The 12,404-nt window shown below is 63.4% G+C and carries 12 protein-coding genes and 1 pseudogene; 6 read left to right on the plus strand and 7 right to left on the minus strand.

Annotated features, from left to right (window positions below; all coding sequences use genetic code 11):
• Positions 1–565: 565 nt before the first annotated feature.
• Genes cas2 through cas5c form a run of 6 tightly spaced genes read right to left on the minus strand, consistent with a single transcriptional unit; the run spans position 566 to position 5,952 of the window.
• The gene (gene cas2, locus C5F44_RS15190) at positions 566–856 is read right to left on the minus strand and encodes a CRISPR-associated endonuclease Cas2 (protein ID WP_107674400.1); all 291 of its coding nucleotides are present in this window, start codon (positions 854–856) and stop codon (positions 566–568) included.
• Between the two features lies 1 nt (position 857).
• A complete protein-coding gene (cas1c, locus tag C5F44_RS15195) occupies positions 858–1,886 on the minus strand; it encodes a type I-C CRISPR-associated endonuclease Cas1c (RefSeq protein WP_107674401.1) in 1,029 nt (342 codons plus the stop codon).
• Positions 1,883–2,506 carry a CRISPR-associated protein Cas4 gene (gene cas4, locus C5F44_RS15200; RefSeq protein ID WP_107674402.1) on the minus strand — a complete coding sequence of 208 codons (624 nt, stop codon included), beginning with the start codon at positions 2,504–2,506 and terminating at the stop codon, positions 1,883–1,885. Before cas4 ends, cas1c begins: the two co-directional genes overlap by 4 nt.
• Positions 2,507–3,457: a type I-C CRISPR-associated protein Cas7/Csd2 gene (cas7c, locus tag C5F44_RS15205; RefSeq protein WP_107674403.1), complete on the minus strand. Its 951-nt coding sequence runs from the start codon at positions 3,455–3,457 to the stop codon at positions 2,507–2,509.
• A gap of 42 nt (positions 3,458–3,499) precedes the next feature.
• Positions 3,500–5,257: a type I-C CRISPR-associated protein Cas8c/Csd1 gene (gene cas8c / locus C5F44_RS15210; RefSeq protein ID WP_107674404.1), complete on the minus strand. Its 1,758-nt coding sequence runs from the start codon at positions 5,255–5,257 to the stop codon at positions 3,500–3,502.
• Positions 5,254–5,952: a type I-C CRISPR-associated protein Cas5c gene (gene cas5c, locus C5F44_RS15215; RefSeq protein WP_107674405.1), complete on the minus strand. Its 699-nt coding sequence runs from the start codon at positions 5,950–5,952 to the stop codon at positions 5,254–5,256. The genes cas8c and cas5c overlap by 4 nt, the downstream gene beginning before the upstream one ends.
• A gap of 96 nt (positions 5,953–6,048) precedes the next feature.
• Here cas5c and C5F44_RS15220 point away from each other — a divergent pair, with 96 nt between their 5' ends.
• The 4 genes and pseudogenes from C5F44_RS15220 to C5F44_RS18360 all read left to right on the plus strand — a co-directional run.
• Positions 6,049–6,453: a hypothetical protein gene (locus C5F44_RS15220; protein WP_146161964.1), complete on the plus strand. Its 405-nt coding sequence runs from the start codon at positions 6,049–6,051 to the stop codon at positions 6,451–6,453.
• Positions 6,446–6,667, plus strand: a complete 222-nt coding sequence (locus C5F44_RS15225; protein WP_107674407.1) for an RNA-binding protein — start codon at positions 6,446–6,448, stop codon at positions 6,665–6,667. Before C5F44_RS15220 ends, C5F44_RS15225 begins: the two co-directional genes overlap by 8 nt.
• A gap of 91 nt (positions 6,668–6,758) precedes the next feature.
• The gene (locus C5F44_RS15230) at positions 6,759–7,295 is read left to right on the plus strand and encodes a hypothetical protein (protein WP_107674408.1); all 537 of its coding nucleotides are present in this window, start codon (positions 6,759–6,761) and stop codon (positions 7,293–7,295) included.
• Between the two features lie 208 nt (positions 7,296–7,503).
• Positions 7,504–8,040 (plus strand): annotated as a pseudogene (locus tag C5F44_RS18360) (IS1 family transposase); the annotation flags it as partial.
• A 77-nt stretch (positions 8,041–8,117) separates the two neighbouring features.
• On the opposite strand, the gene C5F44_RS15245 reads toward C5F44_RS18360, so the two are convergent.
• Positions 8,118–10,349 (minus strand): CRISPR-associated helicase/endonuclease Cas3, encoded by a 2,232-nt coding sequence (locus C5F44_RS15245; RefSeq protein ID WP_107674410.1) that lies wholly within the window; start codon positions 10,347–10,349, stop codon positions 8,118–8,120.
• A gap of 269 nt (positions 10,350–10,618) precedes the next feature.
• Here C5F44_RS15245 and C5F44_RS15250 point away from each other — a divergent pair, with 269 nt between their 5' ends.
• The gene (locus C5F44_RS15250) at positions 10,619–11,452 is read left to right on the plus strand and encodes a helix-turn-helix domain-containing protein (protein WP_107674411.1); all 834 of its coding nucleotides are present in this window, start codon (positions 10,619–10,621) and stop codon (positions 11,450–11,452) included.
• A gap of 15 nt (positions 11,453–11,467) precedes the next feature.
• On the plus strand, positions 11,468–12,280 hold the full coding sequence (locus tag C5F44_RS15255) for a helix-turn-helix domain-containing protein (RefSeq protein ID WP_107674412.1): 813 nt from the start codon (positions 11,468–11,470) through the stop codon (positions 12,278–12,280).
• Positions 12,281–12,404: the final 124 nt, after the last annotated feature.

The raw sequence follows: 12,404 nt of genomic DNA on the forward strand, positions 1-12,404 counted from the left end.
CTGCAATTTGGGGCGGGTTTCGATCCGCGCCCCCCGGGTGGGGGCGACCCGAGACCGGGAAAGAGCCCTACCTGTTTGTCGGCAACGTTTCGATCCGCGCCCCCGGGTGGGGGCGACCGGTGGTTCAATGCCACCATTCAGCACCATCACCTGTTTCGATCCGCGCCCCCGGGTGGGGGCGACGAAATCGCCAGTGACAACCACCCGCATTCCGCCGGTTTCGATCCGCGCCCCCGGGTGGGGGCGACCGTGCTGGGCCAGCTTCGCGCGGTGGGCAAGCTGGTTTCGATCCGCGCCCCCGGGTGGGGGCGACGGCAGAGGCCATCATCGCCATGGGCGAGGCAAAACGGGTTTCGATCCGCGCCCCCGGGTGGGGGCGACTGTGGGGAGTATATCCGGCGGAGGACAAAAAGGAAATCGGGCGTTGGCCGCGAACGCCGGGCGGTTCTGGTTCCGCCCGGGTGTTTTCCGGCGCAGGCGACAGGAATGTTTCACGATTTCAAAGAGCTGGAAAGGGTGCGAACCTGGGCGGGGAAGGCGCCATGCTGCAGGTTCGCAGATTGGGTCAGAGGAACAGCGGGCCGTTCAGGTCTTTTGCGGGTTTCGCGCCCACATGTTCGATGCGGCGTTCCCAGTTGGCGCCAAGATAGTAGTAGCGCAGGCTGTCATGGGCGGGGTCAATCAGCCCCTCCAGCCGTGCCTTGAGCCTGGTCCATTGCGCCGGGTCAACCTCAACCTCGAAGACCGAGAACTGGACGCGCTGGCCGTAATCCTCGCAGGCCTGGGCGATCTTGCGAAGGCGTTTCCTGCCGCCCGCTTCCAGCGTGTTCACATCATAGGTCACAAGGACGAGCATGTCAGGTCCAGAACCATGGCGGATAGGCATCCATGTCGCCGCGCAGGTGGCGGGCCAGAAGCTGCGCCTGAAGATGCGGCACCAGCCCCAGCGGGGCCTTTTCGTCCAGGAAGGCATGTTGGCGCTCTTCTCGCTTGCGCTCTTGCCAGGCGGTCAGCACCGTCTTGCGCCCTTCGTCCGTCAGAAGCACGGCGCCGCTTTCGGTCTGCCGGAAATCCCCGGCCCGCAACTGGCGCCGGTTGACAAGCGACAGCGCCAACCGGTCGGCCAGAGGCGCACGCAGCTCTTCCATCAGATCCAGCGCCAGCGAGGGGCGGCCGGGGCGATCCCGGTGCAGAAAGCCCACGGCCGGGTCGAGGCCGACACTTTCACAGGCCGACCGGCAGTCATGTGTGAGCATGGTATAAAGAAACGACAGCAGCGCATTCATCGCATCCAGCGGCGGGCGGCGCGACCGGCCGGTCCAGCGCAAGGCAGCGTCGGGGCTGCGGATCAGGCGGTCGAAGACGGCAAAGTAAAGGTTCGCGGCCTCGCCCTCTGATCCGCGCAACTGGTCGGTTGTCCTGTCGGAAAGCTGCACCCGGCGCAGGATCTGGGCCATGCGTTCGGTGGCCTCCTCCAGCCCCGGGCCGGCTGCGTGGTCACGGATCGCCCGGCGCAGGACAGCGCGCTGATTGGCGATCTTGGCCAGAACGAAAGACCGCACGATGTCGGCGCCACGGTCATTCCCGGTTTCTGCCAGCCGGTACTGCGCGCGGCGCAGCAGAACATTGCCTTGGGCGGGGCCTTCGACGCGGGCCTGAAAGCGGCCGGAACGATCAAGAAGGACAAGCGTGATGCCGCGCTCGGCACAGGCGCCGATCAGCGCGGGCGTGACAAGAACCGGGCCGAACGCCACGACCGAGGCCAGCATGTGCAGGGGAACGCGGGATTTCTCGGCGCCGTCGATCATGGCCACCAGGTTTTCGCCATCCTTGTGCAGCGCGGCCCCTTCCGAGGTGACATAGGCGGTGTTCAGCAGCTTTTTCATGGGTCCGTATCCTCAAGCGCCCTTGCAACCGCCCGGTCGCGCCAGGCGCGGGCGGGGCGGCCACAGGCTTCGGGGCGGCAGAGGTCAAGCAGGGAACAGGCCCGGCAGCGGGATTTCTGCAGCGTGGGCGGCGGGGTTTCCTCGGCGGCAAAGACGCGGGCCAGATCGACAACGGCAGCTTCCGTCAGGGCACGAAGGTCTGCATCGAAGGGAACGGTGACCCGCCGCCGCGTCTCGGCGTAGAACAGCGCGCCCTCGGGAACGGGGCGGCCGGTCATCTCTTCCAGACACAGCGCCTGCGCACAAAGCTGCGCCTCGTCGGCGCGGTGCAGCTTGGGCTTGCCGCGCTTGTATTCCACCGGAAAGGCCGTTCCGTCGGGGCCAAACTCAACCAGATCGGCCACGCCCGACAGGTTCAGCCGCGCCGATCCGAGGGGTAGCGACAAGACCCGCCGCACGCCCTTGATGCGCCGGGAGCCGCCCTTGTCGGCCACCGTATGCAGCACATCCCCTTCCGCAGTGAAGCGGTTCTCGGCCCAAAGCCGCTCCAGATGGATCAGCGCCGCCTGCCGCAGGCAATAGACAGCGTGCTGGATGGCCGAAAGGGGGATGGGTTCCATTTACACCAGATCCAGGATCTCCACCCCTTCCGGCAGGCCTTCGCGGTCAATCTCGATCACATAGTCCGAGAACCGCCGGGCCGGCGCCAGGTTGCCCAACCCCCTGTCATCCAGCGCGCGCCACTCCCCTTCGACATTGCGGCCGATACGGACCCGGTCAAACAGCTTGTGAGCCGGGGCGTTGCCAAGCGCATTCTGGTGGCGAAAGACAATCAGGCGGCGGGTGGTCATCTCGCCCCGCGCGGCAGACCGATCATGCTCGAACATCGAGGTCAGGGCTTCGAACAGCAGGGCAAGATCATCTTCCGAAAACCCGGTCTTTTCCGCGAACTTCGCCGAAACGAAGCCATGGGCAAGGTAGAGGCCATAGGGAACAATATGCTTGCGCCCCATGGTGCGATTGTCGCTGCGCTGGTCGTCCCCGCCTTCCGAAGCCTTCTTCTTTTCGGCCTCATTGGTGGCGGCCATACGGGTGACGGTGATTTCGACCGGCATGATCGGTTCAACCGAGGTGGCAAAGGTCATCTGCACCGGCCCCTTGACCTGGCCACAGTTGATGCCGGTGGACATGACGGCGCCAAAGGTGCGCACATCGAAGAAATTGGCGCACATCCAGTCGCGCAGTTTCAGCGCCTCGGCGTCGTCCTTGGGGTTGAGCTTGGCATCCTTGGCCGCCTTCGTGTCATCGGGGCGCAGCGCAACATAGGCCTTGCGATGCATCTCGTTCAGGATGGCGCCTTCCTGAACATAGATGTGGTGGCCCACCTCGCCCGTGCGGGCAAGGTCAACATAGTTGCGGATCTTGCGCTTGAGGCTGACATCGCTGACGAGACCGTGGTTGGTCTCCGGGTCAAGCCGCGGCATGTTGCCGGCGTCCGGGTCGCCATTGGGGTTGCCATTGGTCACATCGAAGATCAGCGCAAAATCGTGGCGGCGGGAAAGGGGGGTCATGGGGCTGTCCTTTTCGGCAAATCCATAGGGGAAATCGGACGGTCAGGCGCTGGCGTCCGTCACAGGGGAACCCTCGGGGTCGGCCTCGTCGCGCTTGCGGAAGAAATCGCTGCGCTGGTGGTAATACCCGATGCCGAACAGCGCCTGTTCCGCCGCCGAAAGCGATGACGGGATCGGGTCGTTCCCCGGCTCCATCAGATCGGTGATCGAGGTCAGCAGCTTTTCAAGGTTCACCGCCCGTCCCGCCGACAGTTTGCGCAGCTTGGAGAAGTGGTTCTGCGATCCCGCATCCAGTGTGCGGAACACCTTCTGCGGCGTGGCCGAGGCCGCGCCATAGAACTTGTCCTTGATCGTGGCGTTCACATGGCCGCCCAGCGCGGCGCGCTGAACCTCTTCATAGACGGCGAACAGGCGGCCAAGGATATAGCCCTTGTTCTGATTGGCAGGATCAAGCGCCACGGGGGCCTCCATGGAAAGGTTGCGTTTCAGGACAGATTTCAGGATGGCGGCGCGATAGGCATTCACCTCGCCGTCGGAGCGGACCCGCATCAGGGTGGTGGACAGCAGCGTCATCGGATAGCGGCCGCCGGTCAGGATGGCGCGCATCCATTCCCCGGCGATCAGGGGGGGCACGTTCTCGCGCTTGCCCTGCACGGCCAGTTCCACCAGATACCGCCAAAGCGGCGGCCAGCCGTCGCGGGGCGGCGGGTCCAGCGCCATGTCAGCCAGAAATCGCTGATAATTCGCCACAAGCTGGCCAAAGGTGCTGTCCCAGTAGAACCGCACCGACAAGCGCGCGGCATTGGGCGCAAGGCCCAGAACATGGAACCGCGCGCCCGCAAGATCAGGCAGGATCTGCACCAGCGGCTTGCCCTCGCGGATGGCGCCCAGCTTTTCGCCAACCTTCTGCGCGAGGGTCGCCTCGATTGCGGCAATATCTTCCCGGGTCGGCGCGGTATCGAAAAACCCGGCAAACAGGCTTTCGGCCTCGGCGGCCGCGCTCTCCTCGGCCTCGGCCCAGAACACCGTCGAGGTGTCGCCGATCTGCAGGCGATGGTGTTTGTCCGACAGGAACAGGTTCAGCGCGGTCGTATAGGCGAAGGTCGCCGCCTCGGACACCGGGGCATTGTCGCCCTGTTCGTGGCCGTAAGAGGTGAAAGCGTCGAGGTTGAAGGAGACCAGACTGGAACCCGAGCTTTGGCCGCCCCAGACACCTTTGACAGACGGATGCAGTCGGGCGACCGGCGCCTTTTCCGCGGTCAGCAGGCAGGTCTGCGGGTTCGAGGCGCCTTCGGCCCCGATCCGGCGCCACAATGCGCGGGCGGCAGGGCGGTCGTGCAGGAAGCCGCGCTCCGACCCCAGTCTGAAAACGATGTTCGCGTCGCGAATGTCTTCTTGCCCCAGCGCCGCAAAGGCGTCGGGTCTCCAGGCATCCAGAAAGCGCAGGAAGGCCACAAGACCTTCGTCCGTCGTGCCGTCCAGCCAGTCCCGGTGGCGCGCGCAGAAGGCGGCATGGACTTCGTCCACCCGCTTCGCCCCTTCCCCTGCGACACCCAGCACATAGGCGGATTTGTCCCAAAGAAAATTCGGCGCGATGTTGACAGCGCGCTTGACGGCCGCCGGCACCTGCATGATCCGCGGACTGCGCTTCTTGTCCGTTCCGCGCAGGTCGGCAACCTCGGCAACCGTGCCATCCGGGTTCAGGATCACGCAGAAACCGATCTTCTCCGAAGAATAGCCGTAGGGCGGCGCGTGCGGCAGGCGGTCATAGGCGGCGGCAAGGGCCGAAAGCAGGTTCATTGCCGGATCTCCGGGCTGCCGGGCTGGGGCACCTCCATCACACCATCGCGCAGGCTGGCGCGGAACAGCAGTGACGGGCGCCCCGGTTTGGCGTGGTCGATGTCCCACAGCATGAAACCCAGATCGCGGGGGGCGCCAAAGCCAAGATCGGAGGTTTCCGCCTCGGAGTTGCGCGGGGGAAGGGGCGCGCCGGGGGCGATCAGCGCGAAATCGGCGGCGAATTCGCGGGTGCCCAGGCAGGGCTGATGAAAGCACTGCCCCCGGGCCGCCCGGCGGTTGAAGATGTCCAGATGCTTGCCTTCGCTGTCATCGGCATCCGCGCGCGGGGTCAGCACGAAATGCGCCTCGATCACATAGGCCGGCGCCACCAGCACGGTCGAGGCACGCTGCTGGCGGTCTTCATCGACCAGAAGCTGCACCCCGCCAAGATCACCCCGGTTCATCGCCTGCCTGATCTTGCCCGCCGGGGCCTTGTGGCCCACCTCATTCCTGCGGATCGACTGGAACCGGATCGGCTCCAGCACATGGATGCGGTCAATCACCCAGCGGATGGCGGGCTTCCAGTGGATGGCCTCCAGAATTCCCCGCGCGGCCGAGGGCGGCATGACATCATAGGATGCCCGCTCCACCTTGAGTTCCGGGCGCGTGAACAGCGCATGGCGCCCCCGGACGTGCAATCTTATGCCATAGGACATGAAATCCCCCACACCACAAATGCCACCAAGAGGCGATTAAAATCTTTTATACTTTTCCATAAGGCGAATTGCCTGACAAATTCTTTTTCGCAAAATATGAAGCGAATGATTTTCAGAAGGCCTTGGCCTGCCGCAATCAACTCGGTGGTGTCTCAGTTTGAAAATCGGGCGGCCTTGACAGGGGTATCGCCCAGCGCCACGGGTTCCTATATGCTTAGCGTGAAGCATACGGAGAACACCATGCCAGTGTTGAAAAGAGAGATTGCCAAGCAAACAAAGGGATCGTTTGCCGAAACAGAAGACTGGTGGAGCTTGTGCTACGACTCCGAAGCGCAGGCATTCTTCGTTGAACACTGTTGGCACCACATGAACGCACACAACATTGACCAGAATGCTCACGCTGGCACGAAGGTGATCCAGATTGAAGGCTACTCCGGCCCTGGGGCCGACAAGATTGAAGACGCGAAGGCTTCTCTGCTTGCCGAGGCCGGACATGCCTAAAGGTCCCAACGGAGAGAAGCGCCCCGCCAACGCAATCGGACTGGCCGTGCTGGTCGGCAGGATTGCGATTGGTGAAGTTGACGACGTGCCGGTTGATGACGGGAAAGACCCGGCGGCGAAGGCGTTGGGCAAGAAGGGCGGGGCGGCTCGCGCTGCGTCAATGGCAGCAGAAGAACGCGCAAAAGCTGCACGAAAGGCCGCGGCGGCGCGTTGACCGAAGACGCATCCACGTCCACGCCCCATCAATATTGACAACTAACGTGGCTGGGCCTAGAGTTTGCGGAAGCGACTCAGGGGGCCACAACATGAACTTCTTGGACATCTTGAACGGAGAGATTACCGCCCAGGAGCGTTTGCTGGAGGCTCATCCGGCATACATCAAGTTGAAGGCGTTGCGCGCTACACGTGACGCTTATGGCGCGGCTGGCGCGTCGTATGGCGCTGCGGTCGCCTCGTTTGCCAAGGGCGACGCTGCTCCGCCAAAGTCCTTTCTGTCAAGTGCCGCGCCACGTTCGCGCGGAGCCCCGCTGTCAGGAAAGAGCATGGAGGCCGTAAACGCGGTCATTGAGGCCCTGCGCCTAATTGGTGCGCCTGTGAAGACTGCGGACTTGTTGGACATGATCGGTAAGGACGGGATTACATTTGCGGGCAACGCACCGCAGAACGTGCTTTCAAGCCTATTGTCGCGGTCGCCGGACGTTGTGTCCAAGGGCGGTCACATTGGGTGGGCTTTGAAAGAGTGGGATACGGCAGGAGGCGAGAAGCTTGGCGGTGAACCGCCTCCTGCCGATGATGCAACCCCAGCGCAAGGCCGTGAAGCCGGCCCGGGCGGTGGCACATGAGGAGGTAACTAAAGCCGCTTTCGCGGCACCCTCACGCACCCGTAGCTCAGTGAATAGAGCGGGTGATTGCTAGTATCCAGGTCGTCAACTTCAATCTGACCGGGTGCACCATCCACTAAGCGCCGTGTGCTATTTCTAGCGTACGGCGCTTACTTTGTGAATCATAAAATCATGCTTAACGATAAGCAAAATTTCACATACAAAACGCATGAACAAGCTAGACATTAAAACCCGCGCCACCATCCTGAACCTTCTGGTTGAGGGGGCGTCCATGCGTTCGCATCAGTCGCATACGGGTGTCTCCATCAACACTGTGACCAAGCTGCTTGAAGACGCCGGGAAAGCCTGTGCCGCTTACCACGATGTGACCGTGCACAACGTGAAAACGCAACAAGTCCAGTGCGATGAAATCTGGTCGTTCGTATACGCCAAAGACAAGAACTTTGCCGAAGCCAAAGCCGCTCTGAATGGCGCTGGCGATGTGTGGACGTGAACTGCGATTGACCGCGACAACAAGATGATGCTGGCCTTTGAAGTTGGCGACCGTTCGGCGGCAACCGCTAGCGAGTTCATGTTTGATCTATCCGCTTGGCTGGTAACCCGCGTCCAGCTGACTACAGACGGCCACGGCGCTTACCTCAAAAGCGGTTGGCGATGCGTTCGCGGCTGCCATTGACTATGCGATGCGGTCAAGATCTACGGCGAGCCGACGGGCGCTGAGGGCCATGAGCGCAAGTATAGCCCTTTATCGACCCAGCAGAATCTGCTCAGGTTAGGCCGCTAAAGCGAATGCCTCAGCGGGGGTTTTCATGTCCAGCGCCTTCAGATGAACATCTGGTCCTCGCCCAGATCCTCGGCCCCTTCCCAGAAAAGGCCGATGTCGCGGCGATAAAGCTCGGTTTCCGACAGGACAAAGAACTGGTCGCCGCGCTGTTCTGCCGCCACGAAGCCTCCCTTGCCATTGACCCGCAGCTTTTCGCGGGCGCGGGCGGGGATCTGTACGGTATAGGGCTGCAAGGCCCGGGCGATCTTGCCTGAAGGGATTTGCCCGAAAGCAAGTTGCCGGATGGCGTCATCCGACCCCTCACAGGGGATGATGACCGGCAGAAGCGGGCTGTCCACCATGCGATAGGCGGCCGCAACGCTGCGATAGGCAAAGTTCACCGGGCCTCGGGGGGTGAACAGGAACCTGTCCAGCAGACCTTCGCTGTCCAGCCGCGCGTCGCCGGCCCGCCAGTAGACCTCTTCGAACCAATGGCGGATGGCCTGCGGGTCGCCCAAGGCGGGGCTGCCGAATGTTGCCAGCGTGGCCCGCATTGCCGTCGCCAGCGCCCGGATCTCGGCCGGGGCAGGATGGTCGGGCGCCGAAAACAGCGTCAGTGTGCTGTCCTCCGGCGGGCGGCGCCCTTCCCGGTTCACGCGCCCCGCCGCCTGAATCACGCTGTCCAGCCCGGCCTCGGCCCGCCAGCCCACCGGAAAATCCAGATCGACGCCGGCTTCGATCAGGCTGGTCGCGATCAGCCGGCAGGGTGCCCCCTGCGAAAGCCGCTGCCGGATATCGGCAATGATCTCGCGCCGGTGGGCGGGGTATTGCCGCGTGGTCAGGTGCAGGGCGCCGGGCTGGTCCTGCACCTTGCGGAACAGGGCCAGGGCATGGGCGCGGCTGTTGACGATCACCATGGACTGCGGCGCCTGTTGCAGCGCCACCGCCAGCGCACCGTCCTCCATCGGCCCGCCGTCCACCACCTGCGCACGGCGAAGCCGGCGGAACAATCCCTCGGGGTCGGGCGCCAGTTCGCGCCCGGTCAGCGCCAGCCCGATCTTGCGCTTGCGCTTCGCGTGGCGGTCCAGTTCGGCGCTGTCAAAGGCGGGCTGCGTAGCGGTGCACAGCACGATGGTGCAGCCATACTGCGCCGCCAGCGCCTCGATCATCTTCAGCGTCGGCGCCAGCAGGCCGCGCGGCAGGCATTGCGCCTCGTCCAGAATGATGATGCTGCCCGCAATGTTGTGCAGCTTGCGGCAGCGCGAGGGGCGGGCCGCGAACAGGCTTTCGAACAGTTGCACATTCGTCGTCACCACCAGGGGCGCCGCCCAGTCCTCCATCGCCAGCCGCAGCTTGTCGCGCGCCTCGGCCCCCGGCTTTTCGCTGTCGATGGCCGAATGATGCTCCAGCACCAGGTCGCCGAACATGTCGCGGAAGGTGGCCGCCGTCTGGTCGATGATCGAGGTATAGGGGATCGCATAGATGATCCGGCGGTGGCCGTGCGCCTGCGCGTGATCCAGCGCGAACCCAAGCGAGGCCAGGGTCTTGCCGCCCCCCGTGGGCACGGTCAGGGTGAACAGGCCCGGTGGAAGGGCGGCCTGCGCGCGAAGATGGGTCAGGATCGTGCCACGCAGCCGGTTCAGGTCAGTGTCGGCAAACCCCGCGATGCGCCGGTCGAAGGCCGCCCGCATGTCGGGCAGCACATCCGCCAGCAGGGGCCAGTCGCGCGCCAGCGGGTCGGTCTTGCCATAGAAGGCCTCGGTGTCGCGAAAGTCGGCATCGACCAGACAGGAAAACACCATCCGGCCCGCCAGGGACAGATCGAAGGCCGGACTCTCGGGACGGGTCTTTGCCACCAGTTCCCGCGCGGCGGGCATCAGGTCAACATCGGTCGCGGCCGTCACCTCGGCGGGAATACGATCGACATAGCCATCGCGCCGCGCCGAAAGCGAAGCGTCGCCCAGGCTGTCGGGCAGGCCCGCGTGATGCCCAAGGATCGCCTGCGCCAGAAGATCGGCGGCAAAGCCGGTTCTGGGGTCCGACCGGCGGATCAGCAACATGCCTCCGGCGGTGGAATGATCCACCCGTTCCTGCCGGCCCTGCAGCACACGGTCGAAGGCAGGGTCGTGCTTGCCGAAATCGTGCAGCTTCCCCGCAAGCCGGGCCGCCTCGGCCAGGCCCAGGGGCGCGGCTTTCGCGGCGGCAAGGTCAGCCACCTGTCGCAGATGGTCCTCCAGCAACTGCCAGTCACTGCGGTCGTTTTTGCTGCCGGAATGGGCATAGGCGGGCATCACGGTAAATCCGGTTGGTGCAATACCCCCTTGATAGCATGGCCGGTCTTTCAGAGGGAGTCATCCTGACGGCCACAGAAACAGGGGCAGACCCCCGATCGCGGGATCAGGCCCCTTTCCACATATGGCGCCAATTCATGTTTCTTAAATAATGAATTATCGCACTCCAATATGATCCTGCTTCACCACGCAAGACGGCTGGAATACGCAAAACGGGCAGTATATGTGTCTTTGTGTATTCAGGTTAAGATCGCGGCCGCAGGGCATCCATGGATCAGCGTCAAATGGAAGATACGGCGGGCGTTTCGCTGAATATCAGGTATCTGGTGGCGCAGTTTCCGTCGATCTCGGTGGCATCGGCACGGCTGGGGATAAACCGGCAGCAGCTCAACAAGTATCTGAACGGATCAAGCATCCCTTCCCTGAACACATTGCGCAGGTTTTCCGCCGTTTTCTCGGTGCCGACCGAGGCTTTGGCCCTGCCGCTGTCCGAAATGAAGCGCGCCATGCAGGCCGGGCCGGTTCCCGCCCTCGGGACGGATGGCGATGTGTTCCTTCGTGTGCTGTCCGGCGCCGCGGCACGATCGGCCCCGGCGCTGGCGCCCTATGTCGGGCGCTACTTCCGCTATACCCGGATACCCATGATGCCGTCATCCCTGTTGCGGACCTATGCCGTGGTCCTCCAGAGAAACGGCACGACCATCGCGAAGGTTCTCGAACGGTTTTCGTTCCCCGGCACCCCGTGGCGCCTGCAGGAAATCCGCCGCAGCCAGCAGGTGGTGACCTATGTCAAGGACCGCATCCAGACCATCGACTGCGGCGATACCGATGATGAGCTGACGCCGGGCTTTGCGATCTTCTACCCCAACTATACCTCCGGCGATCAGTATCTGAACGGCTACATGCTCAGCAGCTTCAGCTACGGAAACCGCCCGATCTACACATCGGCGGTGGTCCTGCAACGGCTGGCGGGGCACCGCCACCTGCGCAGCGACCTGCGGGCCTGCGGCATGGTTCCCTGCGATGATCCGTCGATTCCCGCCGAGATCCGGGATTGCCTGAACAAGCAGGAAAACGAACCAACCTATCACCTGGCCGGTTGATCAGGCGAAACCACGATGCGCAGGCAAGACCATCATCACTTTCCCCGGAACCTGCGCACCCTGCTTGGACAGTACCCCACCGTATCGCAGGCGGCGGATGAGCTGGGGATCAATCGCCAGCAGCTCAACAAGTATCTGAACGGGCAGGGTATGCCCTCGCTTGTGACGCTGCAATCCATCGCCCGGCATTTCGGGCTTGGGCCCGATGATCTGCTTCTGCCCGCCGAAAGATTCGCCCAACGGTGGCGCCCCCCGCCCCGTCTGGTTGGCCTGCCCGCCGGAACCGCGCGGGCCTTCAACCAGCTTATTGATAACATGGCGAAAACGCGCCTTGCCCTGGCGCCGTATTGCGGCGTCTATCACGCCTATCTGGCGTCCCGCGCCTCACCAGGCAAGATCATTCGGGCCTGTTCGGTGATCGGCCAGGATGGCGATGTGACCACCATCAAGACGGTCTATTTCCTGACCAACGCAGGCGAACAGCGCAAGGCCCGCGCTCCCAACAAGATCAACGGCATCGTCCAGATGCTGGGAGAGCGCATCTACATGTTCGATGTGCAGAATGTCGGCAAACCACATGCGCGCATCCAGTCGGTGATCCTGTATCCGCCGCCCCTGCCCTCGGTTCCGGTTCTGAGCGGCATTCTTCTGACCGCGAACAACGCCCAGATGCGCCCGGTCTATTCCACCCAGATCATCTTCCAACGGGTCTCGAACGGCCCTCTTCGCAAGAGCGACCTTGCAAGCTGCGGGGTCTACGGCAGCGATGCCCCGGAAATTCCCGACAGCATCCTGCGCATGATTCGGTTTCCGGTAATGCCCCTGTAACGGGCAATCCGAAGGCGCCCCGTCCAGAGGAACGCGCACCCTTCGCGAGGCGATTACAGCCCTGACGCCAACCAGCGAATATTCTACTCCGCCGAATCTTATATGTTCGGTTCACCAGTCATTT

This window comes from Fuscovulum blasticum DSM 2131 (genome assembly GCF_003034965.1).
GTDB classification, from domain to species: domain Bacteria; phylum Pseudomonadota; class Alphaproteobacteria; order Rhodobacterales; family Rhodobacteraceae; genus Pseudogemmobacter; species Pseudogemmobacter blasticus.

Coding starts and splice junctions, on each gene's coding strand:
- cas2 (WP_107674400.1), bottom strand. CDS start 856: ATGCTCGTCCTTGTGACCTATGATGTGAACACGCTGGAAGCGGGCGGC.
- cas1c (WP_107674401.1), bottom strand. CDS start 1,886: ATGAAAAAGCTGCTGAACACCGCCTATGTCACCTCGGAAGGGGCCGCG.
- cas4 (WP_107674402.1), bottom strand. CDS start 2,506: ATGGAACCCATCCCCCTTTCGGCCATCCAGCACGCTGTCTATTGCCTG.
- cas7c (WP_107674403.1), bottom strand. CDS start 3,457: ATGACCCCCCTTTCCCGCCGCCACGATTTTGCGCTGATCTTCGATGTG.
- cas8c (WP_107674404.1), bottom strand. CDS start 5,257: ATGAACCTGCTTTCGGCCCTTGCCGCCGCCTATGACCGCCTGCCGCAC.
- cas5c (WP_107674405.1), bottom strand. CDS start 5,952: ATGTCCTATGGCATAAGATTGCACGTCCGGGGGCGCCATGCGCTGTTC.
- C5F44_RS15220 (WP_146161964.1), top strand. CDS start 6,049: ATGAAGCGAATGATTTTCAGAAGGCCTTGGCCTGCCGCAATCAACTCG.
- C5F44_RS15225 (WP_107674407.1), top strand. CDS start 6,446: ATGCCTAAAGGTCCCAACGGAGAGAAGCGCCCCGCCAACGCAATCGGA.
- C5F44_RS15230 (WP_107674408.1), top strand. CDS start 6,759: ATGAACTTCTTGGACATCTTGAACGGAGAGATTACCGCCCAGGAGCGT.
- C5F44_RS15245 (WP_107674410.1), bottom strand. CDS start 10,349: ATGCCCGCCTATGCCCATTCCGGCAGCAAAAACGACCGCAGTGACTGG.
- C5F44_RS15250 (WP_107674411.1), top strand. CDS start 10,619: ATGGATCAGCGTCAAATGGAAGATACGGCGGGCGTTTCGCTGAATATC.
- C5F44_RS15255 (WP_107674412.1), top strand. CDS start 11,468: ATGCGCAGGCAAGACCATCATCACTTTCCCCGGAACCTGCGCACCCTG.